Genomic DNA, 23,575 nt, shown 5'->3' with positions numbered 1-23,575 from the left:
CTTCTCTGTAAGCTATGAGGACCTGCATGATATTGGAAAGGCCGCTAATGCGGCCTAAGTCATACTTCACACATCATACTTATGATGTAATATCGTTCTTACTCGCCAGTTTTCTGAAAGTAAAGTTCAAGGGCTTCTCTGACTATTGCACTGACGTTTTTAGGATCTTTCCCGTTACGCTTGTTCCGCAGTGCTATATCTTCGACCTTCACTAACATAGACTCCCCTAATGAGATTGTCGTGCGGCACTGTTTTTCAGGTTCCGGTTTTTCTGGTGCTCCGTAGGGTTTATCGGCAAGGCGCTGCGCGAGGGCTTCAGCTTGTTCTGCTGTGACACCTGTTCTGCTTGTCGCTTGCTGGCTCGGCTTTTTAACCATTATGCGAATACCTCTTTCATTAGCTGCATAATTTCTGCTTTAGCCGCTTCATTATTCGTTTCTACGACACCCGTTCCATTGCTCATGCAATCTCGATAGACCTTGCGGAAACAGATTACTGTTTGCAGCGTTTCAATAGTTGGAAACTCTTCAAGGTATTCCAGAAACTCCTTCCGCTCATTTCCTCTTAGCACTGGGTTTGTTGTGGCCATGCTTTGTAAGCAATAGACCTTCAGTTCAGGGTTGAGATCACGCATAGCTTCAATCTGCTGAGCAAGTTCCGTCAATGTATCAAGGTCGGGCTGTGAGCATTGTAATGGTGCAATGATCTGATGTGCGACTACTCCACTAGTAATGAACTCTCTTGAGTTTCTGCCTGCCACATCCACGATTACATGATCATACTTTTCGTCTAATGCTCGAAGGGTTTGTGTCAGATTATCGAATTTTTCGATGAGCGTGAAAGTTGGCTCTATCCCCGATGCTTCACGCTCAGCATGGTGCTTAGCGGCCGTCCGTTGTAAGTCTCCATTTAACAGGCATACGTCTTGGCCCTCATGGGCTAGAGCTATTGCTAAGTTTGATGCCGTTGTAGTTTTACCTGAACCGCCTTTGTTTCCACCTACGACAGTAATCATTTCTGCCTCATAAATATGATGTGTGAAGTATGATTTATTTTGTCACATACGTAGTTATAGTCAACAACTGTAATCAAAAATATGAAGTATGAAGTGTGAGATATGATTTATTTTTTAATAAATCATAAATATTACTTGTGTTTTAATATTTCATACTTATGATTTAATACTCAATCTGAGTGCTTAGGCACTTAAGTTCAATCATTTTTCTCAATTTGAGTATTAAGGGGTTCAGGATGAAAGTGTATTGTGATGATGGTTCTACAACTGTAAAACTTGCATGGCTCCACAATAAGAAACTTTATAAGTCATTGTCATCTAACTCTTTTCGTCAGGGTTGGAAGGTGGAAGGTATGGGCGTACGTCAGACCTTCAACTATGAGCTTGAAGGTAAAAAATACACCTATGACGAAGTCAGCAATGAATCCATTCTTACTACTCATATTGAGTATCAATATACCGATGTAAACGTTCTGGCGGTTCACCATGCACTTCTGAACAGCGGGCTGAAACCTCAGCCTGTCTCACTGACTGTTACTTTGCCTATCAGTGAGTTCTACACAAGGGATTGTCAGAAGAATGAGCTGAATATTCAGAGGAAAATCGACAACCTGATGCGTCCAGTCAAGTTGAACAAAGGCGAGGTGTTTACCATCGAGCACGTCGAAGTCATGCCAGAATCCTTGCCTGCCGTATTTGAACGTCTGGTGAAAGACAATGTAGGGCAGTTCGAAAAGTCTCTGGTGATTGACCTCGGAGGTACAACTCTCGACGTTGGCGTTATCGTTGGCCAGTTCGACTCTGTCAGCGCGATACACGGAAATTCTGATATCGGCGTATCGCTGGTAACGAACGCTGCACTCACGGCGTTAAAAATGGCTTCCAGCAACACGAGTGCTATGGTCGCCGATGAACTTATCAAACAGCGTACAAACGCTGACTTCGTCCGGCAGGTTATCAACGACGAAAGCAAGACGGCACTGGTGTTGGATACCATCGATAGCGCGATCGCTACACTGGGTGCCCAGGTTGTCGATGACTTGGCTGGGTTTAGGGACGTTAACCGCGTTTATATTGTTGGTGGCGGTGCGCCACTGATCGAGGATGCTGTTAAAGCAGCATGGCAACATCTGGGCTCGAAGGTTGTCATGATGGATTCACCGCAAACATCACTCGTAGAAGCCATCGCTGCATTTAAAGGGGAATAGGACTGTGAGCGAGGAACGGAAGAAGTTTACTGTTTATCTTCATCCGGACCAGGTGGCGGACAATGTGTCTTTAGACATTATTGATTCTGTCCCACGGAACGATAGAGGAGATTTATATAGGAGAGCGCTTATTTCCGGCTTAGCACTTCACCACCTCGACCCGCGGCTTCCTGGCTTACTTGCGCTGTTGTTGGATAAGAGTTTCACGGCGGATAGCCTGGTAGGTTTAATCAGTCAGACAACGGGATGGAAGCCATCCCAGGCCAATATCCGTGATGTGCTTGCAGAACTGGGCGCAGGAAATTTTGATTCTGCAATCAAGCCTGAAATTGCTGAAGATGATGAGCAGCGTCGACTGGAAGAGGCCCGGGTCAAAATGAAAGGCCTCTTCTGATACTCAAATTGAGGCTTTGGGGATATCGGACCACCTGGTCGTGTATGCCGGAGAAAGCATCTCTCTTTTCATTTGCCATTCTGGTGCAATTCCGCGGCCAGCAAACCATACCCTCCCGAGCCCTGAATGGTTTATGCCATCCAGGGCTTTCATAAGCTCCTCGCTTCGTTCCTGCGGCTTAACGTCATCGAAAAGATTTAACTGTGCTACTCCCGTAGGGGTGAAGTCATTCAGCATTACGCCAGCCTTTGCATATCTATGCCCGTCGATCCAGATACGATCCAGGGCCTTTACTGAGGCGTTAATGATGTCCCGGGTGTCACGGGTAGGCACAAGAAGTTTTTCACTGGCCACGTTGCTGTAATACGCTTCGTTGACTGCGAAAGGGGAGGTTTTGATAAAGACCGATATGTGCCGGCAGAACTGATGCTCTCCCCGCAGTTTTTCAGCCGCGCGTTCGGCATACTGGCAGATAGCCTGCCGCAACGCTTCGTAAGTGGTGATGCGCTCCCCGAATGATCGGCTGCAGACAATCTGCTGCTTCGCGGGCGGTACATCTTCAAGAGATATACAGGCCTCACCGTTCAGCTCGCGTACGGTTCGCTCCAGCACTACGGTAAAGTTTTTGCGTACAAAGGCAGGATTCATGCGCGCCAGCTGTAGCGCAGTCGTCACGCCGTATGTATTCAGCTTTTTGCCTATGCGGCGACCAACCCCCCAGATTTCCTCTACTGGCTGCAGTGAGAGCAGTTTCTCCGTCCTACGAAGATTGTCAGTAGTCAGGGCCAGCACGCCCCCAAATTGCGGCCACTCTTTTGAAGCCCATTGCGCTGATTTTGCTAAAGTTTTTGTTGGCCCCATCCCAACGCCAATTGTCAGTCCGGTTCCTCTTAGGACGTGCTCGCGCAGCTGCCGGCCGAAATCTTCAAAGTCGGTACAGCCATCGATGCCGCGAATGTCCAGGAACATCTCGTCGATGCTGTACTGCTCTACGCGGGGCGCCAGTTCTTCCAGATGTGCCATGACCCGGTTGCTCAGACTCGCGTAAAGCTCATAATTGCTGGAAAACGTAAGCACTTTCTCCGGGAACTGCATTGTCTTCAGCTGGAACCAGGGAATCCCCATTTTGATCCCAAGCTGTTTCGCTTCCTTCGATCTGGCTATTACACAACCATCATTATTGCTAAGAACGACCACCGGTTTATCACGTAAGTCAGGACGAAAGACCTTCTCACAACTCGCATAGAAGCTGTTCACATCTGCCAGGGCGAACATCAGTCATGTCCCCGGGTTTTATGTACAAAGGCAGTTACGACACCGAAAATTTGTAGCTGCTCAGGTTCTGGCCATAGAGTAGGGTAGGCTGGATTCATTGCCTGTAACCCTGGTCTCGGTTTCAACAATAATCTCTTAACAGTAAATTCACCTTCAATCTCAGCTATAACGATATCGCCGTGGTGTGCATTTTCGGCTTTATCAACAATCATCAGATCGCCAGAATGTAGCCCAATATCAGTCATGGAATTACCAATAGCTCGCACAAAATATGTCGAACTGGGTCGGGATATACAGTAATCGTTGAGGTCAAGTTCGGCTTCGACATAGTCCTGCGCCGGGGACGGGAACCCCGCCGGGCATCCCTCGCTATAAAGAGGGATTGGGATAATTTCCGGCTCGCAATCGACACGCAATAATTCAAACATAGGCACCTCCGAACTGTATTTATATACAGTATTATTACTTTATTGAGTGTACTTTCAAGTTTTTGCTTTGCCCATTTTTTAACTCTATGTTGCCTAAAGAAGTTCCCCGCCGTGCCTTTACTTTAGCCCGATCGCTTCAGATGCAAGGGTTCGCTCCGCCGCCATCCTCGCCCGGTCGCAGATTTTTACGCCTGATGCCATTCTTCCCGTCGTTCTCCCGCTCAATATTCGCGGGAGAACCGTCCAGAACGTCATCGCTGTTTATCTGCGCTGCGGCCTCCGGTGTCGCCCCTGCATCTTCCGCTCGAAGTCGGGCTGTCGTGTCGGCACGGTGCAACTGGGTGCCGGATGCTTAGGACACAGCCATGTTCAGACTGACCTGTATTGAACTCAACAACGGCGAGTTTGCCGTGTATATCAACAACCATTATCTGTGGAGTGAGGATGCCTGCGGAGAACGACTTTACCTGGGGGAGGTGCTGGAGCAGCTTTCCCTGATGCCGGGTGTGGAAACCGGCACTATTCAAGAGGCAGTTCCGGAGGACGAAGAGTGGAACTGGAATGACATTGCCGATCGTGTGCTGCCGTCGCTATCTGCCTGCCGCGAGGGAGTAACCGTGGCAGATCACATCGCACGGCTACAGCAGTATCCGCAGGATGCGCTGTGTATGGGAACGTTCTGGCTGGCTGATGACTTTATGTCCCTCAATGACAGCCTGACAGAGGGGGAGATTGCTGAAGCCATGCGTGTCTGTTACCACAGCCATGATGCCTGCATCGGTTTTAACTGGGACACATTGCAGTTCGCTATCGACCACGTAAAGGGGGGCTAACGGAAAAAAGGACGCCACCGACCGGAGGCGTCCCAAAACATACCAGGCTTATGATCCTACAAAGTGGTGTACTGACACGCACTTATGGTCATTCTGTCATACACGGGAGGCTACTTCAGCTACCAGAATCAGTACCAAAGGATGTCGGTGCCCTCCGCCTTTCTGCCGCCAGCCGGCGGCGTGTTCAACGCCGTGCCTTCACGCTAACCCGGCCGCTGCGGTCGCAAGGGTTCACGTTGTCTCCGTCCTCACCCGTTCGCACCTTTCACGGTGCATTCAGCCCGTGAAAGGCTTGCGCTGCGGCTTGCGGCGTCGCCCCTGCGCCCTCCGCTCAGAGCCGGGTTTTTGTGGCGGCACGGCGCAACAGGGTGCCGCATATCAGAGAGGAGTGTGTCTATGTCCCGTTATATCCTGGGTGACTGCGTGCAGGTGATGTCCCGTTTTCCGGCACGTGCCGTTGATTTTATTCTTACCGATCCCCCGTATCTGGTTGGCTTTAAGGACCGTACCGGTCGCACTCTGGCCGGGGACAATTCGTCGGAATGGCTTCAGCCAGCGTGCCACGAAATGTACCGCGTACTCAAAAACGACAGTCTGATGGTGAGCTTTTACGCATGGAACCGCGCAGATCTGTTTCTCAATGCGTGGAAATCGGCCGGGTTCCGCGTTGTTGGCCATATCGTTTTTGCGAAGAGTTATGCCTCCAAATCAACGTTCGTGGGCTACACCCATGAGAACGCTTACCTGCTCGCGAAGGGGCGACCGCAAACCCCGGACCGCCCCATCCCGGACGTGATCCCCTGGAAATACACGGGCAACAGACACCATCCGACGGAGAAGCCGGTGCAGAGCCTGCGGCCACTGATTGAATCGCTCACGCGTCCGGGGGCCATTGTCCTTGACCCGTTCGCCGGTAGCGGCTCCACCTGCGTGGCCGCCGCCGAAGCCAGCCGCCGCTATATCGGGATCGAGATGCTTGAGCAGTACCACGCCGCCGGCGTTCGCCGTCTGGCACAGGTTGAACGGGCGAGAAGGATGCCGGCGGCCAATGACGGTACGTTTTACCCTGATTATCCGGAGGCGGCATGAACTACCCGGGCCTTGAATCCCTGCGCGCGGACGTGGCCGAGCTCAGCAATGCCATGTGTGACGTGCGGATGCTGCTGAACCGCCTCGAATCTCAGCACCGGCACGACGCGGCAACGCTGGCTGAACGTATGGCCGCCCAGACCCTGCGCCGGATCAACACCCTGCTTCTGGAAGCCTACCGCGAAGCCCTGGTGCTGGACGAAACCTTTCAGGGCTGACTGACCCTGCCGGGCTGATGCCCGGCCTGTAACCACTTACGAAAGAGATAAAAAAATGTACGGAACCCGCAAAGAACTTTGTGTACAGCTTGAAACCATGTTCACGTCTGACGAACCCCTGGTCCTGCTGGTCTGGACGGAAGAGGGGATTAGCGTGGCCTGCCGTGAAACCCAGCCAGAACCGGACGAGGCTGAAATCCGGGCGGTGATGAAGGCGCTTGGTGAAATGAAAATGACGCAATACCGCCAGGAGGGGGTAAATAATCTGACTGTCAGCGATCTCCTGACCCATCAGCGGGAAGCGGCAAACCGTCAGGTGAGTGTACCCGCAGCTTTACTTGCACGCGTCCTGCGCGACTATGAGTGTGAGCTGGAGCATCGCGCCGGAATGGCCTGGGAGGCCGGGCGGCCTGAACCCGATTCCGTAAAGGAAGCAAGGAATGACGTCTACGCACTGAAAGACGCGCTGGTAGCCTGAGAACGGCCGGGGGAGCGTCCCCGGCAACCGGTGACAATTCACAGCGAAAGAGGATGTCGTTAACTCCGCTTTTTATGCCGCGCTGGCGCGGCGGATGTGAGCGCCGTGCCTTCACTTTAGCCCGAACGCTGCAAATGCAAGGGTTCGCTCCGCCGCCATCCTCGCCCGGTCGCAGTGATTTAATGCTTCATGCCGTTCTTCCCGTCGTTCTCCCGCTCAATATTCGCGGGAGAACCGTCCAGACCGTCATCGCTGTTTATCTGCGCTGCGGCCTCCGGTGTCGCCCCTGCATTTTCCGCTCGATGTCGGGCTGTCGTGTCGGCACGGCGAAGACGTCGCCGCATTCAGAAGAGGAGAATATCATGACCATTGCTTACCGCTTTATGCACCGTCATACCCGAAACACGCTCGTAGCCCGCGGCTGGCCAGCCAACATGGATATCGATACAAGCCTGAATTACTCCAGAGGAGAAGGCGTTGCGTTCTATGGCCAGCTCGATGCTTTACAGTTGCAGCGTCTGTTACCTGAGATTGCACTGCGTGGTTTGATGTCCGATCAGGCAATGAAGGTGCTGCTGTCATTACTGGCAGGAAGTGAACTGATTGTCCGCCTTTATCGTAATTCGCTGGGGCATCGTAAGGCTCATGCCGGAACCATTTCGCTTGAATATGATAATTGCCCTGAGGCTATGTCCACGAAACATATCCTCTGTCTGCTGAAAGCCCTGCGTGACGAGATTAACCACGTCTGTAGCTGCGTGGCATCCGCCGGATACCGCCTGATGGAAGCCTTGCGCCCCGCCGCTGAACCGCTGGTATTTACCCGCCGAACCCGTAATTTCCTCCTGACAGTAACGGAAGTGGAGCAGGTGCAGGATGATGCGCAGTGGGATAATGAGACGCTCGACGCGCGTCTTAAAGCGGTACTCGACGGGAAGGAAACCTTTCGCCGTCTGCAAATCCGTCTGGAATGCAATGGCCGTACAGTCGGGCAGACCCACGTGCCTTATGCCCTTCGTCACCCTGACAGCCCATCCCGCGACTGGTTTGACAGACACTGGCTGCGGGATGTGGTCAGCAGCGCACGAACCGAGATTGACGCGATGATGAAATCCTTCTCCGGCATCCGGATTGCCGCCTGATTTTGGGCGGGGCAATGCGCCCCGCCTTATTGCGAAAAGGATGTCGCACGCTCCGCTTTACCGGCGCCCCCTCCACGATGTTACGGGGACGCAGGTGAAAACGTCCGTGCGGTCTGCGGCTAACGCCGTGCCTTCACTTTAGCCCGATCGCTTCAGATGCAAGGGTTCGCTCCGCCGCCATCCTCGCCCGGTCGCAGATTTTTACGCCTGATGCCGTTCTTCCCGTCGTTCTCCCGCTCAATATTCGCGGGAGAACCGTCCAGACCGTCATCGCTGTTTATCTGCGCTGCGGCCTCCGGTGTCGCCCCTGCATCTTCCGCTCGAAGTCGGGCTGTCGTGTCGGCACGGCGTAAGCCGGAACTCAGACGACACAGACACTGGAGGAGTTTTATGAACACTACCACCCCGGCGATTTATGTAGGTACATACCACAAATACAACTGCGGTAGCCTCTACGGTAAATGGTTTGACCTCACCGACTTTGATGATAAAGCAGAGTTTCTGGAAGCCTGCAACGAGCTGCACGCCAATGAATCCGACCCGGAACTCATGTTCCAGGACTGGGAAGGGATCCCGTCAGCATTTGCATCCGAATCTTCCGTTGACTGGAATTTCATTGAAGCCTACAAGCGCGCAGTAGAAGACGGTATGGATGCTGCATTTATTGCCTGGGTGGAATACTCCGGAGAGTGTGATTATGACGCCTTCGAGGATGCTTATTGCGGAGAAGCTGAGAGCGAAGAGGACTACGCCTGGACTATGGCAGAAGAGTGCGGCCTTCTCAATGACATTCCGGAATCGCTGCGTTGCTATTTCGATATGGGAGCCTGGGCGCGGGATTTGTTCCTGGATGGTCTGGTATTTCTGGATGGCTACGTGTTCAACGGTTGATGTCAGAGGCGGGGCAGGGCCCCGCCACAAAGGAGAATAAAAATGAAACTTGATCCACAGACCCGTGACATCCTGCGTCAGTACAAAAATATTATTAACGCCCGTCGACGTGAAAATGGTCAACGGGAATTAAGAACGGAGCAGGTGATCGACGAAATATGCTATTACATGACCTGCCAGCGTGCGGTGTATATCGGCGGTCATTTCATTTTGCAGGGTGGAAAAGGTAACTGATAACCTGGCAGGCGGTATCATCCGCCTGTTAGCCCGCGCGAAAAACCCTGGCAGGCTTTGCCTGCCGGCGGTTGTTACCGCGCCTGCGGCGCAGTTACAAACCGCCCCGGCAGAAAAAGTCAGCAACGATCTCGTTGCAGGCGCGTGAAAGAGAGGAAAAACATGAGCGAATTTAATCTTTCGGTACGTTCAAAAGAGGATCAGGACAGGATCGCCGTAGACCTGGCCGCGTCAGGTGTGGCATTTAAAGAGCGGCTAAATCAGCCAGTGGTGCCGGAAATTGTGGCACGAGAGGTGCCCGAAGAGCTTCGCGAATATTTTCTGGAAAGGTTGCGCCATTACCGCCAGCTTAGCCAGCAGTTGCCGAAAGCCAGCGATCCACAATATTCCGAAATGGCCGAGGCAAATAAAAAGTAATTTTTTCAGTAAGATATGCTGTAAATCAAACTCATTGCCTTTGTTGCAGTGGGCGTCCGGGCGGGCTGTCATGCTTCGCACAGAGCCAGCAAAGCTGTCTCTGCCCGGCCCCTGCGGGGCAGCGGGTGTCCATCCCATGACGCAACCCCCATCGCTTGCAGCAGCCGTTCCGGCTGCGCCGCTCAGTCGCGCCGTTTCCTGCGCTCCCTGCATCACGCCGTAAATACCCCGTCGTGATGTAGGGGGCAATGTCGTTTCGCCGCGCGCGGCTTCCCGTCATTGCGGCGTGTCCCTGCCCATTCCATCCGGTCCTTTTACACCCCTTTGAGTCCCTCCTCCGGGTGCTGAGACCGCCACAGTCCTCGTGGCTGTCCAGGGTGAATGCTGACGCACGGCCACCAAAACTTTTTGCAGGCAAAAACTTTTTGCGTCCGCCCCGGACATCTGCCTCGGCCGGTGTCGTTTACGCACCTGCGGCGAAGGTTCTCAAACGGGTGATGTTTTATCCCCCGGGAAAGTTCAGCAGGTTCCCGCGAAACGTCAAAACCGCGGCTCCCGTAACTCAACGGGTGATGGGTTTTAAAACCAGCCACTTTTTTAAAGGAAGTATTCAGTGGGAAAAACATTACAGGAATTTCTGAATCAGCCAGTGCTGCTGCGCGAACCCACCGCCGAAGAAAACGAACTGGCGGCTCTATTGAATGGCAGTACTGTCACTGCACCCGTGGTGCTGCCTCAGGGGCCGTTTACCCGTGAAGAGGCGACCGCTCTGGTGGCGCAGTACACCAACGTCAGTATTGAGAACGATCAGGGTACTTATTTTCAGCTTGTTGTGCGGGGTGAAGAAGGGTTTTTGACGAAGTGCGCGTGGAACTTTGAGAACGACGTGGGGGCATTGCTTAACCGCGCTCTTGCCAGTTACAGAGCCAGAAAACAGCAGTAAGAAGGGGCCCTGTCGGAGCTGTCACTCCGCAGGGCAAGACAATCATTAATACTGAGAGGTACTAAATCATGACAGTTGCAGATGTTAAATCAAAAGCACCAAAAAAAACCAGTAAGAATAAAACTGCCGGAAACGAGGCGCTGAAAACAGCCCTCGATGCGGCAGTCATTGAGTATGTTCCGCTGACCGATCTCATTAAATCACCGCTGAACGTACGCACGATGCCCTACACCACCGAGAGCGTTAAGCGACTGGCTAACTCCATTGAAAGCCTCGGACTGCTTCACAATCTGGTTGTCCATGCCCTGCCCGAGGGAAAATACGGTGTGGCAGCAGGTGGTCGGCGTCTGACTGCGCTGACGCTCATGTCTGAAATGGGGCGTATCAAACCAGATTATCAGGTTCCGGTTAAACGTGTCAGCGACGAGCTTGCTGTTGAGGCTTCTTACGCCGAGAACAACGAGCTTGAAACCATGCACCCTGCCGAGCAGATCACAGCGTTTGGTACACTGGCGGCGCAGGGAAAAACTCCCGCGCAGATTGGTGAGGTGCTTGGGTACGGTTCCCGCCACGTCCAGCGCATGCTCAAACTTGCCAGTCTTGCCCCGTCACTGCTTGCACTTCTGGCAGAAGGTCAGCTTGATGTTGAACAGTGTCAGGTGTTGTGTCTTGAAAGCGATCCTGAGCGTCAGGTTGCTGTTTACGAAAGCGTAAAGGAGGAATGGGGACGCACTACCGTAAACGCACTTAAAAATCGTATTACGGAAAGTGAAATTTCTGTCTCGCATCCACGTTTCGCATTTATCGGGCGGGAAGTTTATGAAGCCGCAGGCGGAATTGTCCGTGAAGATCTGTTCAGTGAGCAGGAAGGGGACGGAACAGTAGACAGTCTGCTTGTTGAACGTCTGGTACTGGAAAAACTTGAATTGATCGCTCAGGAAATCCATCAAAAAGAGGGCTGGATGTGGGGTACCGGACGTCTGGCTGCAATTAACCTTTACGGACCTGACGGAAAGGACTACCGCATTCTACCGGAGCCAGATGCAATCTACAGCGAAGATGACAGCCGCCGTATCGATGAACTGTCCGACAAATTTAACGCTCTGGATCCTGACAGTGATGAAGCCGAGGCCATTAGCAGCGAAATATCCCTCATTGAACATGCCGCTGAGCTTCGTGGGTGGACAGAAGATCTGAAAGCAAAATCAGGCGTGGTGGTGAGCTACATGCACGGTGCGCTTCGTATTCAGCGTGGTATATGCCGCATGTCTGATTTACCTGACCATGACAGTAACGGAGAGGATTCCGCGCAGTCTCCTGCCGTGACTCATATGCATCGACCTGATGCAGCAGAAGGGATCAGCATCCCGCTGCTCACCAAAATGTCATCCGAGCGCACTCTGGCGGTACAGGCCGCGCTAATGCAGCAACCTGAAAAGGCTGTGGCGCTTATGGTCTGGCGTATGTGTACCTGCGTTTTTGCTGGATGTGTGACCACGCCGCATCCGTTCCGTATCAACCTGACCGTTTCTCACAGCAGCCTCACTGAGAACGCCCCATCCGGTAAAGAAGGCGCAGCGTTTGAAGCCCTGATGACCGAAAAAGAGCGCCTGAAAACCCTGCTGCCAGCAGGATGGGAGAAGGACTTCACGACCTTCTTCGCCCTGAACGGAGAGGTACTGATGTCATTGCTGGCCTTCTGTGCGGCTTGTTCCGTAGATGGTGTACAGACGCGTGATAATGGACACACATCACGTAGCCCTCTCGATACGGTTGAGGCCGCGATAGGTTTTCACCTTCGCGACTGGTGGCAGCCTACAAAAGAGAACTACTTCGGTAGCCTGAAACATTCACAGATAGTCACTTCACTTAAAGATGCAGGTCTGACTGGTGCCGCTGCTGACGCAGAAAAAATGAAGAAAGGCGACGCGGCAGTGCATGCGGAGTTCTTTATGAAGCAGAACCGTTGGGTTCCTGCATGGTTACAGTCACCGCAGCCTGATGCAAAAGACAGCACCGATACCGACACTGACAACGCGGCAATTGCCGCCTGATAAGGATAGCCGCCCTACGGGGCGGCAATAAGGAGATATCTGATGAATATGCCAAACTTTAAGCTTTCCTCCATGATCGGTGAAGATTTCGAAACCTGCCGCGCCGCTGGTTACTCCTACCGCCGTGAGATGACACACGCTGTTATGGGGGCACTGAGTGCGCCTGAAAACTGGGATGTTAACGGGGAGTATCGTAGCGAGTTCGGGGGCTTATTTCCCGTGCAGATCCGTTTTTCGCCCACTCATGGCCGATTTGAAGTGGTTCTGTGTAGTCCTGGTGAGTTTAGTCAGGACTGGATCATGCTGTTGGTCTGGAGAAAAGGGCAGGAAGTATCCTGTATCCGCTCATGCCCACAATCTGACGCTGCTGTGATAAACCATGTGCTGAGCCTGACCAGCAGGCTGGACAGTGATGGATACTCAATATTCGATATTCTCTCAACGCTGCGCATGGAGGTGGCCTGATGATCCCTCGTCACCTTTCTCTTGTCACGCAACTGCCGGAGCGTGAGGCAGCGTTACGAGCCATTATTGCCGTAGAAGAGGGGGGCGGGCGGTACGGAAGCCGACACCCGCAGCCGTATCCCTATTCCAGAGCATTTTTCCGGTTCCTGACTGGTAGCAGTAAAATTAGTGGAAAGGCGATCAACCAGGTGCGCGGGGCGTACTGGCTGAAGGGCGATAAAATTTCTCTGGCCCGATATGAAGAGGCGTTTGACATACTGATCAGTAGCCGCGGTCGCCTGTGTTACCCTCCGCTCGGTACCAACATGGTGCAGAACCTGTTTCCGGAGCAGGCGTTCAGCATCAGAGAGCGCCACACGCAGCGGGAAGTGCGCGAGGATAATCTTTATTCCCGTCAGGAATCACGGCGACACCGTGAAAAGGAAGAGAAGTACCAGAACCGCGTGGGGCAGGCTGAAATCGACCTGGCATTTCAGACACCGGAGACACTGCGTGCATGGTATGAGTTCTGGTCCCAGCAGGATATACGGGACTATGACATCCAGCGAATGTTGTGGGCGTGGACGGAACGCAGCCCCTCGTTGTCTCATCTGGTGAAGGCTTACTACGACCGTGCGCAAGACATTGTTCTCGATGTACATGATGTGGCGGGATCCTCAACACCGGCGGAGAAAGAGCTGGAGCGCTGGATGGTACCGAACAAAATCACGCTGAGGTCTATATGGCCGTGAGAAACAATCCGTGGAAAACGGAGCTGAAGGTTGCCCGCAGCCAGCGCAATAAACTTCGGACTATGTCGGAAAAGCTGAAAGAGATGTGCTATGAGTGGGACGGATTAAGCGGCTGGCTGGAGACTGAAAGTGAGCGACTCGCAGAAAGCATTGATCAGCATCTTGAAGCGCTCGACGAACAGATACATAACTGGTCCACAGGCAGAAGTGATCCTGAGTAAATCAGGTAAAGGTCAGGATTTATCCAGTAATCAGACTGTTATTCCTGGGCAGAATCGGCTCGTCGGGATATAATGGCGATGGCGCTTGAGGCTTTTTGCCTCATGACGTGAAGGTGGTTTGTTGCCGTGTTGTGTGGCAGAAAGCAGAAAGCCCCGTAGTTAATTTTCATTAACCCACGAGGCCCCCTGTATGTCTGATCAACAACAGTATGGCCTCTTACCGTGCTTAATGCAAGGAGGAGTAAACCATGAAACTGCCGCGAAGTACCGTTATCTGGTGCGTACTCATAGTGTGTCTCACACTGCTGATATTCACTTACCTGACGCGAAAATCGCTTTGCGAAATTCGCCTGAGGGACGGACAACGGGAGGTCGCTGCAATTCTGGCTTACGAATCCAACGGTAAGTAGCAACCTGGAGGCGGGGGAAACCCCGCCTTTTCAGGGCTGAGTTGGTTTGACATGCCTGAAGCGCCTTTATGAAGGGGTTGCCGGTTCGCCGGTAGCCCCTTTTTCCATCCCGACGCGACCGCACGCCTGAACTTCCGGGACGGACCGTACCCCTGCGGGGTTCGGGGGAAGCGGGGCGCGCCTCCGGCGCTGCCCCTCTGCTCCCTCTGGTTTGTCCTCGCTCAATCAATCAATTCCTGGCTGCTGTTAATTCACGCTGTTGCGATTAGTCTGCTGAAGCTGTGCTTCAGAAAGGACTTTTCCGAGTGCCTCATCCTGTCTGTTTTGATCGATATCCTGCTGGTTAGTTCTCTTCGCTGCAGTTCCGTGATGGGCAGAGCCAGAAAGACGGGCAGGGCAATGGCCACCTTCGGCTCCTGGCCCGCGTGGCGGTCCAGTCGTCGAGCCCCACTCCGCCAGGCAGCTGCTTACGCACCAGCCAGTCTCCGCCGAACCCGCAAGCGGTTTCGGGCTATCGCTAGGGTCTGATGGCAAAGGTCAACAACTGCGGCTTCTCCGGCCGTACCGTCCGGAACGCCTTCACCGCGCCGGCGAAGCCGTCGCTCTAATGGCGACACGCCGTTCCGACGTGTCGGGTGTGTGCACTCCTGTTCACCCGCGTGAGTCCATCCCCCGTGTGTCCTCACGCGGAGGGCTGGTCGTAGCACCGTCAGGACGTCATCCAAAGGGTTAAATGAACGCCGCCAAAACTTTTTGCAAGGGACTGCAAAAACTTTTGTCTGCGCCCTTTTCCTGCCGCCCCGCCGTCGCTCCTTTGCCCTTTGCCGCGAGAGAACTCACCAGGGAGATGGGCAACCATCACCACAGGAGAAAACCAGGATGCACACACGAAACGTCAACGTCAAAACCGCCGCTCAAGAATCTTCCAGGAAGATGGAGGAAGAACAAAACCCTGTTTCTGTCGCGAAGGAGTGGGTGGCTCAGGCCACTGCGCTGAAAGAGGGCGTCACTGTCACCGTGTCCGATGTGTCCCGATACGGCGATGTGCAGGTGGAGATCCGCACCAACGGAACGCTTAACTGGCGCGCCTGGTCGTTTCAACCTGATTTTCTTTTTGAACTGAAACGCAACCTGCAATACGTACAGCTGTAACCCCACGCCGGATATCCGGCATGTACTGATAAAAGGAGATAAACCATGCATTTACACACGACTGATTCTTTCGCTTCTCTTGATTCCAGCGCCAGCGCCGAATCGGAAATGGCCTACTGGCTGAGCCGTGAAAAGTCCGCACTGATCGCCCCCGTGGAAATCGATGTGAACAAATTCCACGATGCGGCAGGAATGCACCCACCGATGATCAACTGGCGTTGTGACACCGCGCAGGACACTGAAACCTTCATGCTGGCAGAGATGATCTGTATGAACGTGACGGACATTTTTGTCCGTATTGGAAAGCGTTATTTCCGCGTACGTGATTACAGCAACCTGAATCACGCCGATATCGTGGCGAAGGTGAAAGCAGCATTCAGCCCTGAGAGCCAGAGCCAGAAATGAAAAAAGCAGGCTTACACCTGCTCCATCCACGCCGGATTTGAGCGATTCCAACGAAAAAATCCGGCTTTCACTAAAAGGAACAAACCCATGCAATTCAGTGAAGTTTCGATTGTTACACCAACCGCCCTCTATGTCCAGATGCAGGAGGCTCAAAACGCGCCCGTGAAAAAGCAGGTGCGTATCAAACGCGGTGAAATCGCCTGCAATGCCCTCAGTCCGGAAATGCGGGCACTGGGGCGTCATATTGCGCACTGCCGGAAAAAGGGGCGATCCGTACGTATTCCCGCCATGCGCGGGAGCGAGTGGGGTCATGTGCTGCGCACGCTTGAACTGAGCCGCGCCTGTAACTGACAACAACGCCGCCCCTGACGGGGCGACAGGAGAAAAAAACATGACCCAGATTAGCTTTGCCGATTTCTTCAATGAGACAAAAAGGCGCGGAGCCGCCCGCCCTGTCGTGCAGACGGCTCCGGCTGTCCAGTCAGAGCAAGTCCCCCCGCGTCTTATCAGCATCGACACTGCGCGTAAGCAGTTTATCAGTCTGTTTAACCAGACTGCCCGCCACCTTCACCGCTGGGATGTATTCAGCGATTTTGTCAGACTTGCCGCGAGCGAACTGGATATTGCGCGGGTGAGAACGCCAGAGAGCGCGGAAAACTGCCGGAAGATCTGCGCGCGATACGATGCGGACGATATCCGCAATTTTCATGAGTTGTTCCGTCTGATGGTTTGCGCGCTGGAGGCTAAATTCCATGACTTCATCGGCTCAATTTTTATGGAGCTTGAGCTGGGGTCGGGAGGTATGGGGCAATATTTTACCCCCTATTCTGTCCAGTCAATGATGGCCAGAATGCTGGTTTCCGGCATCAAAGAGACGGTCACGCGGGAGGGTATCGCGACGATAAGCGATCCGGCCTGCGGTTCGGCAGGAATGATTATTGCCTATGCTGAATGTCTACTTGAGGCTGATATCAATCCGTCCGCGCACCTGTTCGCCAGTTGCATCGATATTGATCCGGTTGCTGCCGATATGGCATTTATCCAGTTGTCTCTTTTGGGGATTGCGGCGGAGGTGGTGACAGGGAACACGCTCACGATGCAGTTCAATCGTGTACGGTATACGCCTGTTTACTATCTCAACGACTTTGAAGCGAAGCTGAACACTCAGCGCAGACTTAAAGCCATGATGGACTTTATGTGCGATTTATCGAAAGCCGCCTGATACGGGCAGGGGAGGTGCTCAGCGCCTCCCGATGAGTCCAGCTGCTCCGGTTAGAGTCTGGATCATGGTAATTATCTTTTCTTTGGTGTTTTTCCGGTGTCCGAAGGAAGGAACAGCAGCAGCGATAGAAAGTGTTACGGTTGCCAGCTCTACTACCCGCGATACCTTTTCCGACTTCTCGTAAACTTTCCATGTTCGCAGGCTGACTCCAAGCTCTTCGGCCGCCCTGTCACTGCTCCAGTTCATACCTTTTCGCCATAAACGAAGTTCGTAACCCGTCATTTTCTGATACCTAAATAAGTGCAGATTCTGCACTTATTTTAGTGTTTTTTTTGTGGGAAAGTATATATGAATAAAGTGCAGATTCTGCACTTTTATTGATTTTTTTTTGTGGATTAATGTGATGCTAAATGACGACGAAAAGCATGTTGTCAGGACTGACATCTGGGTACCTTCGGCTCCCCGTCGCTGCCGGGTCGTCGCCTGCACTTCGCGTGGTGGCCGTACGCCCACCGCGCTACGCGGAGCCGCACGCGTCTCCGTCCTGACGGATAGCAAGCGATACCTGAACCCATCCCGCTTGCAGCTGCCGTTCCGGCAGCGCCGCTCCCACTGACCGCCACGGCGGCCGCAAGGGAACGCCGGATTAACCGGCGCCTTCTGCCTTCCTGTCCGTTTCTGCCGTGAAAGCCTTTCATTACTTATGCACTCTGACAGAGCGCCTCTGTTCAGCAAGGGACGCTGACGCTTTCCGTCCAGATTTTTTCTCGCAGGCTCCAAATAATCTGTCCTTCACCCCTGCTTTCCATCGTCACCCTGTCAGGGCATTAGCGTAATGAAGGCATTTCCCTCATTGCAAGAAAACGGAAAAGGACGACGGCAGAAAAGGCCGGATGGCCTGCAAGATTTGCGTCGTAAGACGCGCAGGATATTGCCGGAAGACTGGCAATAAAAAAGCAGGGCGGGTGCCCTGCCTGTTTACACGGGCTGCTGTAACAGCTCGTTATCACAATGACTCTGAGGAGGCACTATGAAAGACCAGTTCATCGTCGCATGTCGCGAATACTTTGTAAAGGAGCGGGTTAAAACCCGTCATCCACGGAAAATCCGCGAAACGTTGAAACCAGACGCTATCGCGCCACATCTGAAACAACTGGGGACATCACTTGTCCGTTGCGGGCGTATTCATAAACCGATCCATATTCCAGCACTTAACGGGGCTGAATGGGATCACGTCCTGAGTACGCTTGAGCTTTCCCGCGCGTACGCCTGATAACCACCGCCCTGCAACGGGGCGGTAATTTAATAACACAGTGCCGGAGTATTATCCGGCACATTTTTGGAAGGAATGGAACATGCCACACTACATATCCCGTGCGCCTCATGGCGTCACCTGTATCCGTCTTGATAACGGTGATGAAGCTCTCTTTGTGAATGGAGAACTGATTTCCTCATGTACAGCCAGTGAACTTTATCCGCGTATTATTGCATCAGGGTTGAACCTGTCGACGGCACTTAGCTTGCCATTTAAACAGCTTACTGCTCAGGTTCCTGATAACCCTAAATGGACATGGGAGGATGTTACTGCATCGCTCGGATGGGGACAGCGTACTGAACTTAATCACAAAGTTTTGCGTTCTGTTCTGGAATGTAGTCTGAGCCATATTACGCGGAGGGATAGCGAGATTCTGAGCGAACTATGTCACGCCGAGTATGAAAGCGAATGGATCCATGAATCCGATCTGGGTTACATCATTCGTGTTGATGCCGTCAGTTATCCGCTTCTCATTCTGAAACATCATGGTATTTCAAAAGCGGCGAGAATAGTGATTTACACTGCCATGATAAAGGCTGACATCAGCATGGTTCATTTTACTTCATGGGGAGAAATGCTGGCAGACGTTCCGACCTTTGAATGGTAATTTCTATATCATCTCCCTTCTTACCAGGCTGAAAAAATATTTCATCCTGGTAAGAAAAATTTCAGTACATCACATCTTCAGGATGCAGGAATTATTTCGTTGGTGATGACGAATTTTCTGCCGTCGACCTGCGATTTTTACGGGCTGGTTTGTTTTTATCAGCATCACGAACGATTTCACGAAGTGCTCTCTCACTGATTTCATACCCCGTGGTTTTTAGTGTCTCTTTAATGTCTGAGACCGTGTAACCTTTGGTTTTTACCAGTGCTAACAGGTCATCACGGATTGCATCCAGAAATTCCTTTTGTGATTTGCGCTGAGGTGTCAGATCCGGTAAACCAGCCAGAGTAACCTTTGCTAGCTCGATATCTTCATCTGAATAAAACGCCTTCTTACTCATCTTCTTACCCCTTTCAGAATATTGTCATCCAAATCATAACATTGACCACTCAAAAGTGGCAGTGCTCCGCACTGCCTATGCCGTCAAATCGCCACTAGGCGAAACAGCCAGCGAAGCGTATAATGACTCGAAAGACGGGACAGGATGTGCATTTGTAATACCGCGCACGCACGATATCACAAATGCCACCTGGTCAGGGCTCCGCCCCGACACCCGAGTAAGGAGCACACATGAGCGACAAAGCATCCCGAAGGGGAAGTGATAAACGGCAGAAAACCGTAATCAAGACCCTGAGATTCACGCCGGATGAAATCGAAGAGATTGAACAGAAAGCGGAAGCAGTGGGGCAAAGCGTATCGGCTTATATCCGTAACGCAGCGATGAACAGAAAGATGATTTCACTCATCGACGACAGCTTTATGACCGAGCTTTTAAGGCTGGGGAGACTGCAAAAGCATCTCTTTGTTGAAGGGAAACGAGTGGGTGATAAGGAATACTCCACGGTCCTTGTCGCAATAACAGAACTGTCGACCACGCTCAGAAATAAACTCATGAACAACGGTTAGCACGGAGAGAAGAACAACATCATGATCCCGGTTATTCCACCGAAACGACAAGACGGCAAGTCCTCCTTTGGGGACCTGGTTTCGTACGTTTCTGTTCGTGATGAGCCGCGCGATGATGATTTAATGGAAGCCGTTAGAGCTTCCGGAACAAAGCCAGAAATGCCGCACAGCAGCCGCTTTTCCCGTCTGGTTGACTACGCTACTAAACTGCGTGATGAGTCGTTTATCTCGCTGGTTGACGTGATGCCTGACGGCGGGGAATGGGTGAATTTTTACGGTGTGACCTGTTTCCACAATTGCACATCAATTGAAAGTGCAGCTGAAGAAATGGAGTTCTCCGCACGTAAAACGAAGTTTGCCCATAACAAAAGCGACCCTGTATTCCACTATATTCTGAGCTGGCAGTCGCACGAAAGTCCGCGCCCTGAACAGATTTACGATTCGGTCAGCCATACACTTTCCCGTCTCGGTTTAGCGGGCCATCAGTTCGTTGCTGCCGTTCACACTGACACGGATAACCTCCACGTTCACATCGCTGTAAATCGCGTACATCCGGAGACTGGTTATCTTAACCGTCTTGCTTACAGCCAGGAAAAACTGAGTAAGGCCTGTCGTGAACTGGAGCTCAAACATGGGTTTTCACCTGACAATGGCTGCTATGTGATTGCCCCTGATAATCGTATTGTTCGTCGTACCTCTGTTGAACGCGATCGTCAAAGTGCCTGGAAACGTGGCCGTAATCAGAGCCTGAGAGAATATATCGCTGACACGGCAATAGCTGGTTTACGGGAGTCACCGGTGACCGACTGGTCTTCTCTCCATCAGCGTTTTGCGAAAGAAGGCCTGTTCCTGACAAAGGAGAGCGGCGAGCTAAAAGTGAAGGATGGCTGGGACAGTGAACGTCCTGGCGTTACGCTTTCTGCGTTTGGACACGCCTTTGATACCGATAAACTTATTCGTAAACTGGGTGAGTTTGTTCCTCCTGTACAGGACATTTTCTCGCAAGTTCCGGCTGTCGGCCGCTATGAACCAGACAAGATTATTATGCCGTCTCGCCCTGAACGGATGACAGAGAAAGAATCCTTATCGGACTATGCGATCGCACGTTTACGGGCGCCGCTGATTGCACTTGATCAGGATCCAACGCAGCGAACCATACAGTCAGTGCATACGCTTCTGGCACAGTCTGGACTGTATCTGAAAGAACAGCATGACCGTCTGGTTATCTGTGACGGGTATGACTCAACGCGTACACCTGTCAGGGCGGAACGTGTGTGGCCTGCGCTAACGAAGGCTATTCTGGACTCGTATAAAGGAGGCTGGCAGCCGGTACCGAAAGACATTTTCCAGCAGGTTCCCCCTGCGGAACAGTTCACCGGCGGCAGTCTGGAAGCCACCCCAGTATCCGACCGGGAATGGCGAAAACTGCGAACAGGTTCGGGCCCGCAGGGGGCGCTGAAACGTGAGATTTTCTCTGATAAGGAAAGCCTCTGGGGCTATGCGGTTTCACACTGCCGTCAGGACATTGAGTCGCTTATCGGTAGTGGTGAATTTACCTGGGAACGCTGTCATGAGCTACTGGCGCGTCAGGGGCTGTTGCTGATGCGCGAGCAGCAGGGCCTGGTTGTGATGGACGCTTACAATCACGAACAGACCCCTGTAAAGGCCAGCCACGTTCATCCTGATCTGACGCTTGCGCGTGCGGAACCCCATGCTGGTTCGTTTGTTTCGGTGCCGGCAGACATCTTTGAACGTGTTAAGCCGGCCAGCCGTTACAATCCGGAACTGGCCGTGAGCGACCGCGATATTCCGGGTATGAAGCGTGATCCTGAATTGCGTCGCCAGCGTCGCGAAGCGCGCGCAGCTGCGCGAGAAGATCTGAAAGCCCGTTATGCAGCCTGGCGGGCTAACTGGCAGCGCCCTGATTTGCATGGCCGTGAACGTTACCAGGCGATTCATGACGAATGCAGGATACGTAAAGCGCGCATCCGTATCGAACATCGTGACCCTCTGGTGAGGAAGCTGCATTATCATATTGCAGAGCTTCAGCGCATGCAGGCACTGATTGCGCTGAAAGAAACCATGAAGGCTGAACGAGCTGAGCTTATCGGGCAGGGGAAATGGTATCCGCCGTCTTACCGGCAGTGGGTTGAAGCTGAAGCGGTGAAAGGTGACAAGGCTGCGATATCGCAGCTGAGAGGATGGGATTACAGGGATCGTCGTGGTAATGCGGTGAAATCTACAACAGACAACCGATGTGTCGTTATCTGTGAGCCAGGCGGAACGCCGATGTATTCCGGTGTTCCTGGCCTGCGGGCTTCACTGAAGAAGAACGGTCGCGTCCAGTTCCGCGATCCGGAGACAGGCCGCCATATTTGTACCGACTATGGCGACAGGGTTATTTTCCGGAACAGTGGCGATTACGATGCGCTTAAGCGGGATATGGTCAAAGTCGCGCCGGTTCTCTTCAGCCGTTCTCCGAGCGTCGCGATGGCTCCGGAAGGGAATAATGAACAGTTCAATACAGCTTTTGCCAAAATGGTGGCATGGCACAATGTGAACCACCGTGATGAAGGTGAATACCAGATCTCGCGACCGGAGGTCGACCAGGTGCGTGTTGAAAGCGAGATGCGCTTTGCTGAAATGACGAATCAGGGGAGTAATACAGAAGCTGTGCGCAATGAGTCAGGACCAAACTGGAAACCACCTTCACCGTTATAAGCATTCGGGGACCAGATGGAATTTAGCCCGCAGATAAGAAATAAAAAAGGCCGCAAATGCGGCCTTTTAAACTTTTAGAGGATGTTTTATGTCATAACAAGCGACAACGCCCGTGACTACATGGAACGCAAGCAATACATAGGCAAAGCCGCATGATGTCCAGAAGACAGCAAAACTATCATCAGCACCTATGAAAGAAGCGAAAATAAAGAATAACTGAAGTGAGCAACCTGCAATAGATAAAACCAGTGTCTGTTTAGGAATGTTCATTCTCTGCCCCCTGTTTTATCAATCATACTTATCAATTTCTCGTACTGCCAGCAGAACGGGATAGTGTGAATCTGTGCCCAATCCGGAGGGTAGCATAATCAGGTCAAAAAAAAGGCCGCTTTCGCGGCCTTATTTAGTTGAATGCGATGCGTGGGACTAATTCCCATTCAGCATGGTCTTTCTTTAAAACACATTTGTATTCAGAACCATCGTGTTTTATCTGCAACCCAACAGTATAAAGCTTCTCGCCATCGGAGCAGGCGTACACCTTCTGCTGGTTCGTGAGGAGGATGTTACGGATTTCAGTCAGCTGCGCCACGGCATCGGTGTCGATAACGGGCTGGGGCGCTGCAGCGGCAACGCATGAAAAACCAAAGAGGGCGGCAAATAGTAGTTTCTTCATTTCATTTCCTTCATTTCTATATCATTTTGTTTATCGGCAGCTGTTCCTGAAACAAGACAATTTTTTTG

General features: G+C 52.4%; 35 protein-coding genes and 1 pseudogene. 26 read left to right on the top strand and 10 right to left on the bottom strand.

The window, feature by feature from the left end; genetic code table 11:
• Positions 1-98: 98 nt before the first annotated feature.
• Together ACOTXL_RS19215 and ACOTXL_RS19210 are read right to left on the bottom strand one after the other, a co-directional pair.
• Positions 99-377: a hypothetical protein gene (locus ACOTXL_RS19215; protein ID WP_022650037.1), complete on the bottom strand. Its 279-nt coding sequence runs from the start codon at positions 375-377 to the stop codon at positions 99-101.
• Positions 377-1,015 carry an AAA family ATPase gene (locus ACOTXL_RS19210; protein WP_022650036.1) on the bottom strand — a complete coding sequence of 213 codons (639 nt, stop codon included), beginning with the start codon at positions 1,013-1,015 and terminating at the stop codon, positions 377-379. The genes ACOTXL_RS19215 and ACOTXL_RS19210 overlap by 1 nt, the downstream gene beginning before the upstream one ends.
• Positions 1,016-1,251: 236 nt before the next feature.
• Here ACOTXL_RS19210 and parM point away from each other — a divergent pair, with 236 nt between their 5' ends.
• Both parM and ACOTXL_RS19200 read left to right on the top strand, forming a co-directional pair.
• Positions 1,252-2,223 (top strand): plasmid segregation protein ParM domain-containing protein, encoded by a 972-nt coding sequence (gene parM / locus ACOTXL_RS19205; protein ID WP_022650035.1) that lies wholly within the window; start codon positions 1,252-1,254, stop codon positions 2,221-2,223.
• Positions 2,224-2,227: 4 nt separating this feature from the next.
• Positions 2,228-2,617 (top strand): plasmid partitioning/stability family protein, encoded by a 390-nt coding sequence (locus ACOTXL_RS19200; RefSeq protein ID WP_022650034.1) that lies wholly within the window; start codon positions 2,228-2,230, stop codon positions 2,615-2,617.
• A gap of 3 nt (positions 2,618-2,620) precedes the next feature.
• On the opposite strand, the gene ACOTXL_RS19195 is transcribed toward ACOTXL_RS19200, so the two are convergent.
• Both ACOTXL_RS19195 and umuD read right to left on the bottom strand, forming a co-directional pair.
• Entirely contained in the window at positions 2,621-3,892 is a 1,272-nt protein-coding gene (locus tag ACOTXL_RS19195; RefSeq protein WP_022650033.1) for a Y-family DNA polymerase, read from the bottom strand.
• Complete coding sequence (umuD, locus tag ACOTXL_RS19190; RefSeq protein WP_022650032.1) at positions 3,892-4,320, bottom strand: translesion error-prone DNA polymerase V autoproteolytic subunit; 429 nt, start codon at positions 4,318-4,320, stop codon at positions 3,892-3,894. Before umuD ends, ACOTXL_RS19195 begins: the two co-directional genes overlap by 1 nt.
• Positions 4,321-4,685: 365 nt before the next feature.
• On the opposite strand from umuD, the gene ACOTXL_RS19185 reads away from it, so the two are divergent.
• From ACOTXL_RS19185 to ACOTXL_RS19170, 4 genes are all read left to right on the top strand, one after another.
• Positions 4,686-5,153 carry a hypothetical protein gene (locus ACOTXL_RS19185; protein ID WP_022650031.1) on the top strand — a complete coding sequence of 156 codons (468 nt, stop codon included), beginning with the start codon at positions 4,686-4,688 and terminating at the stop codon, positions 5,151-5,153.
• Positions 5,154-5,549: 396 nt separating this feature from the next.
• The gene (locus tag ACOTXL_RS19180) at positions 5,550-6,242 is read left to right on the top strand and encodes a DNA methylase (protein ID WP_022650030.1); all 693 of its coding nucleotides are present in this window, start codon (positions 5,550-5,552) and stop codon (positions 6,240-6,242) included.
• Positions 6,239-6,460, top strand: a complete 222-nt coding sequence (locus tag ACOTXL_RS19175) for a hypothetical protein (protein ID WP_022650029.1) — start codon at positions 6,239-6,241, stop codon at positions 6,458-6,460. The genes ACOTXL_RS19180 and ACOTXL_RS19175 overlap by 4 nt, the downstream gene beginning before the upstream one ends.
• Before the next feature lie 55 nt (positions 6,461-6,515).
• Positions 6,516-6,938: a DUF1380 family protein gene (locus ACOTXL_RS19170; RefSeq protein WP_022650028.1), complete on the top strand. Its 423-nt coding sequence runs from the start codon at positions 6,516-6,518 to the stop codon at positions 6,936-6,938.
• Positions 6,939-7,117: 179 nt separating this feature from the next.
• On the opposite strand, the gene ACOTXL_RS19165 is transcribed toward ACOTXL_RS19170, so the two are convergent.
• Positions 7,118-7,282, bottom strand: a complete 165-nt coding sequence (locus tag ACOTXL_RS19165) for a hypothetical protein (RefSeq protein ID WP_162183710.1) — start codon at positions 7,280-7,282, stop codon at positions 7,118-7,120.
• Positions 7,283-7,300: 18 nt separating this feature from the next.
• Between ACOTXL_RS19165 and ACOTXL_RS19160 the strand changes: the two genes are divergently transcribed.
• Complete coding sequence (locus ACOTXL_RS19160; protein ID WP_022650027.1) at positions 7,301-8,080, top strand: hypothetical protein; 780 nt, start codon at positions 7,301-7,303, stop codon at positions 8,078-8,080.
• Positions 8,081-8,232: 152 nt separating this feature from the next.
• Here the strand turns inward: ACOTXL_RS19160 and ACOTXL_RS19155 are convergent, their stop codons facing one another.
• Positions 8,233-8,478, bottom strand: a complete 246-nt coding sequence (locus ACOTXL_RS19155) for a hypothetical protein (protein ID WP_032623563.1) — start codon at positions 8,476-8,478, stop codon at positions 8,233-8,235.
• Between ACOTXL_RS19155 and ACOTXL_RS19150 the strand changes: the two genes are divergently transcribed.
• The 15 genes and pseudogenes from ACOTXL_RS19150 (at position 8,471) to ACOTXL_RS19080 (ending at position 17,225) form a co-directional block, all read left to right on the top strand.
• Positions 8,471-8,971, top strand: coding sequence for an antirestriction protein ArdA (locus ACOTXL_RS19150; RefSeq protein ID WP_022650026.1), 501 nt, complete (start codon positions 8,471-8,473; stop codon positions 8,969-8,971). The genes ACOTXL_RS19155 and ACOTXL_RS19150 overlap by 8 nt on opposite strands.
• Before the next feature lie 42 nt (positions 8,972-9,013).
• Entirely contained in the window at positions 9,014-9,205 is a 192-nt protein-coding gene (locus tag ACOTXL_RS19145) for a hypothetical protein (protein ID WP_022650025.1), read from the top strand.
• Positions 9,189-9,353: a hypothetical protein gene (locus ACOTXL_RS19140; RefSeq protein WP_154590114.1), complete on the top strand. Its 165-nt coding sequence runs from the start codon at positions 9,189-9,191 to the stop codon at positions 9,351-9,353. Before ACOTXL_RS19145 ends, ACOTXL_RS19140 begins: the two co-directional genes overlap by 17 nt.
• A gap of 14 nt (positions 9,354-9,367) precedes the next feature.
• The gene (locus ACOTXL_RS19135) at positions 9,368-9,622 is read left to right on the top strand and encodes a DNA polymerase III subunit theta (protein ID WP_022650024.1); all 255 of its coding nucleotides are present in this window, start codon (positions 9,368-9,370) and stop codon (positions 9,620-9,622) included.
• Between the two features lie 697 nt (positions 9,623-10,319).
• Positions 10,320-10,565 carry a DUF905 family protein gene (locus tag ACOTXL_RS19130; protein WP_032623592.1) on the top strand — a complete coding sequence of 82 codons (246 nt, stop codon included), beginning with the start codon at positions 10,320-10,322 and terminating at the stop codon, positions 10,563-10,565.
• A 68-nt stretch (positions 10,566-10,633) separates the two neighbouring features.
• The gene (locus tag ACOTXL_RS19125; protein WP_022650022.1) at positions 10,634-12,619 is read left to right on the top strand and encodes a ParB/RepB/Spo0J family partition protein; all 1,986 of its coding nucleotides are present in this window, start codon (positions 10,634-10,636) and stop codon (positions 12,617-12,619) included.
• 42 nt (positions 12,620-12,661) lie between these two features.
• Positions 12,662-13,084 carry a conjugation system SOS inhibitor PsiB gene (psiB, locus tag ACOTXL_RS19120; RefSeq protein ID WP_096149266.1) on the top strand — a complete coding sequence of 141 codons (423 nt, stop codon included), beginning with the start codon at positions 12,662-12,664 and terminating at the stop codon, positions 13,082-13,084.
• Positions 13,084-13,815, top strand: coding sequence for a plasmid SOS inhibition protein A (locus ACOTXL_RS19115; RefSeq protein ID WP_022650020.1), 732 nt, complete (start codon positions 13,084-13,086; stop codon positions 13,813-13,815). The genes psiB and ACOTXL_RS19115 overlap by 1 nt, the downstream gene beginning before the upstream one ends.
• Positions 13,806-14,036 (top strand): hypothetical protein, encoded by a 231-nt coding sequence (locus ACOTXL_RS19110; RefSeq protein ID WP_022650019.1) that lies wholly within the window; start codon positions 13,806-13,808, stop codon positions 14,034-14,036. The genes ACOTXL_RS19115 and ACOTXL_RS19110 overlap by 10 nt, the downstream gene beginning before the upstream one ends.
• Before the next feature lie 190 nt (positions 14,037-14,226).
• Positions 14,227-14,376: pseudogene (locus ACOTXL_RS19105) on the top strand (DUF5431 family protein); the annotation flags it as partial.
• Positions 14,324-14,446 (top strand): type I toxin-antitoxin system Hok family toxin, encoded by a 123-nt coding sequence (locus ACOTXL_RS19100; protein WP_176483648.1) that lies wholly within the window; start codon positions 14,324-14,326, stop codon positions 14,444-14,446. The pseudogene ACOTXL_RS19105 and the gene ACOTXL_RS19100, both read left to right, overlap by 53 nt.
• Positions 14,447-15,325: 879 nt before the next feature.
• On the top strand, positions 15,326-15,598 hold the full coding sequence (locus ACOTXL_RS19095) for a hypothetical protein (protein ID WP_022650017.1): 273 nt from the start codon (positions 15,326-15,328) through the stop codon (positions 15,596-15,598).
• 45 nt (positions 15,599-15,643) lie between these two features.
• A complete protein-coding gene (locus ACOTXL_RS19090; RefSeq protein WP_022650016.1) occupies positions 15,644-16,003 on the top strand; it encodes a hypothetical protein in 360 nt (119 codons plus the stop codon).
• Positions 16,004-16,090: 87 nt separating this feature from the next.
• The gene (locus ACOTXL_RS19085; protein ID WP_022650015.1) at positions 16,091-16,354 is read left to right on the top strand and encodes a hypothetical protein; all 264 of its coding nucleotides are present in this window, start codon (positions 16,091-16,093) and stop codon (positions 16,352-16,354) included.
• A gap of 40 nt (positions 16,355-16,394) precedes the next feature.
• The gene (locus ACOTXL_RS19080) at positions 16,395-17,225 is read left to right on the top strand and encodes an N-6 DNA methylase (protein WP_022650014.1); all 831 of its coding nucleotides are present in this window, start codon (positions 16,395-16,397) and stop codon (positions 17,223-17,225) included.
• Positions 17,226-17,243: 18 nt separating this feature from the next.
• On the opposite strand, the gene ACOTXL_RS19075 is transcribed toward ACOTXL_RS19080, so the two are convergent.
• Entirely contained in the window at positions 17,244-17,471 is a 228-nt protein-coding gene (locus ACOTXL_RS19075; RefSeq protein WP_369798832.1) for an XRE family transcriptional regulator, read from the bottom strand.
• Positions 17,472-18,255: 784 nt separating this feature from the next.
• On the opposite strand from ACOTXL_RS19075, the gene ACOTXL_RS19070 reads away from it, so the two are divergent.
• Positions 18,256-18,498 (top strand): hypothetical protein, encoded by a 243-nt coding sequence (locus ACOTXL_RS19070; protein ID WP_022650012.1) that lies wholly within the window; start codon positions 18,256-18,258, stop codon positions 18,496-18,498.
• Positions 18,499-18,580: 82 nt separating this feature from the next.
• The gene (locus ACOTXL_RS19065) at positions 18,581-19,147 is read left to right on the top strand and encodes a DUF5983 family protein (RefSeq protein ID WP_022650011.1); all 567 of its coding nucleotides are present in this window, start codon (positions 18,581-18,583) and stop codon (positions 19,145-19,147) included.
• A 91-nt stretch (positions 19,148-19,238) separates the two neighbouring features.
• Here ACOTXL_RS19065 and ACOTXL_RS19060 read toward each other — a convergent pair whose 3' ends face one another.
• Positions 19,239-19,547 (bottom strand): hypothetical protein, encoded by a 309-nt coding sequence (locus ACOTXL_RS19060; RefSeq protein ID WP_022650010.1) that lies wholly within the window; start codon positions 19,545-19,547, stop codon positions 19,239-19,241.
• A 230-nt stretch (positions 19,548-19,777) separates the two neighbouring features.
• Here ACOTXL_RS19060 and mobA point away from each other — a divergent pair, with 230 nt between their 5' ends.
• Both mobA and ACOTXL_RS19050 read left to right on the top strand, forming a co-directional pair.
• The gene (gene mobA, locus ACOTXL_RS19055; protein ID WP_022650009.1) at positions 19,778-20,113 is read left to right on the top strand and encodes a plasmid mobilization protein MobA; all 336 of its coding nucleotides are present in this window, start codon (positions 19,778-19,780) and stop codon (positions 20,111-20,113) included.
• Positions 20,114-20,134: 21 nt separating this feature from the next.
• On the top strand, positions 20,135-22,834 hold the full coding sequence (locus ACOTXL_RS19050; protein ID WP_022650008.1) for a relaxase/mobilization nuclease domain-containing protein: 2,700 nt from the start codon (positions 20,135-20,137) through the stop codon (positions 22,832-22,834).
• Between the two features lie 66 nt (positions 22,835-22,900).
• On the opposite strand, the gene ACOTXL_RS19045 is transcribed toward ACOTXL_RS19050, so the two are convergent.
• Both ACOTXL_RS19045 and ACOTXL_RS19040 read right to left on the bottom strand, forming a co-directional pair.
• Positions 22,901-23,104 (bottom strand): hypothetical protein, encoded by a 204-nt coding sequence (locus ACOTXL_RS19045; RefSeq protein ID WP_123839396.1) that lies wholly within the window; start codon positions 23,102-23,104, stop codon positions 22,901-22,903.
• A gap of 133 nt (positions 23,105-23,237) precedes the next feature.
• Positions 23,238-23,507, bottom strand: a complete 270-nt coding sequence (locus ACOTXL_RS19040) for a hypothetical protein (protein ID WP_022650007.1) — start codon at positions 23,505-23,507, stop codon at positions 23,238-23,240.
• Between the last annotated feature and the right edge of the window lie 68 nt (positions 23,508-23,575).

The organism is Enterobacter cloacae complex sp. IR5402, assembly GCF_049238125.1.
GTDB lineage: Bacteria > Pseudomonadota > Gammaproteobacteria > Enterobacterales > Enterobacteriaceae > Enterobacter > Enterobacter hormaechei_C.
Note: the sequence above shows the minus strand (reverse complement) of the source record. Positions and strands in the feature narration are given on the sequence as shown.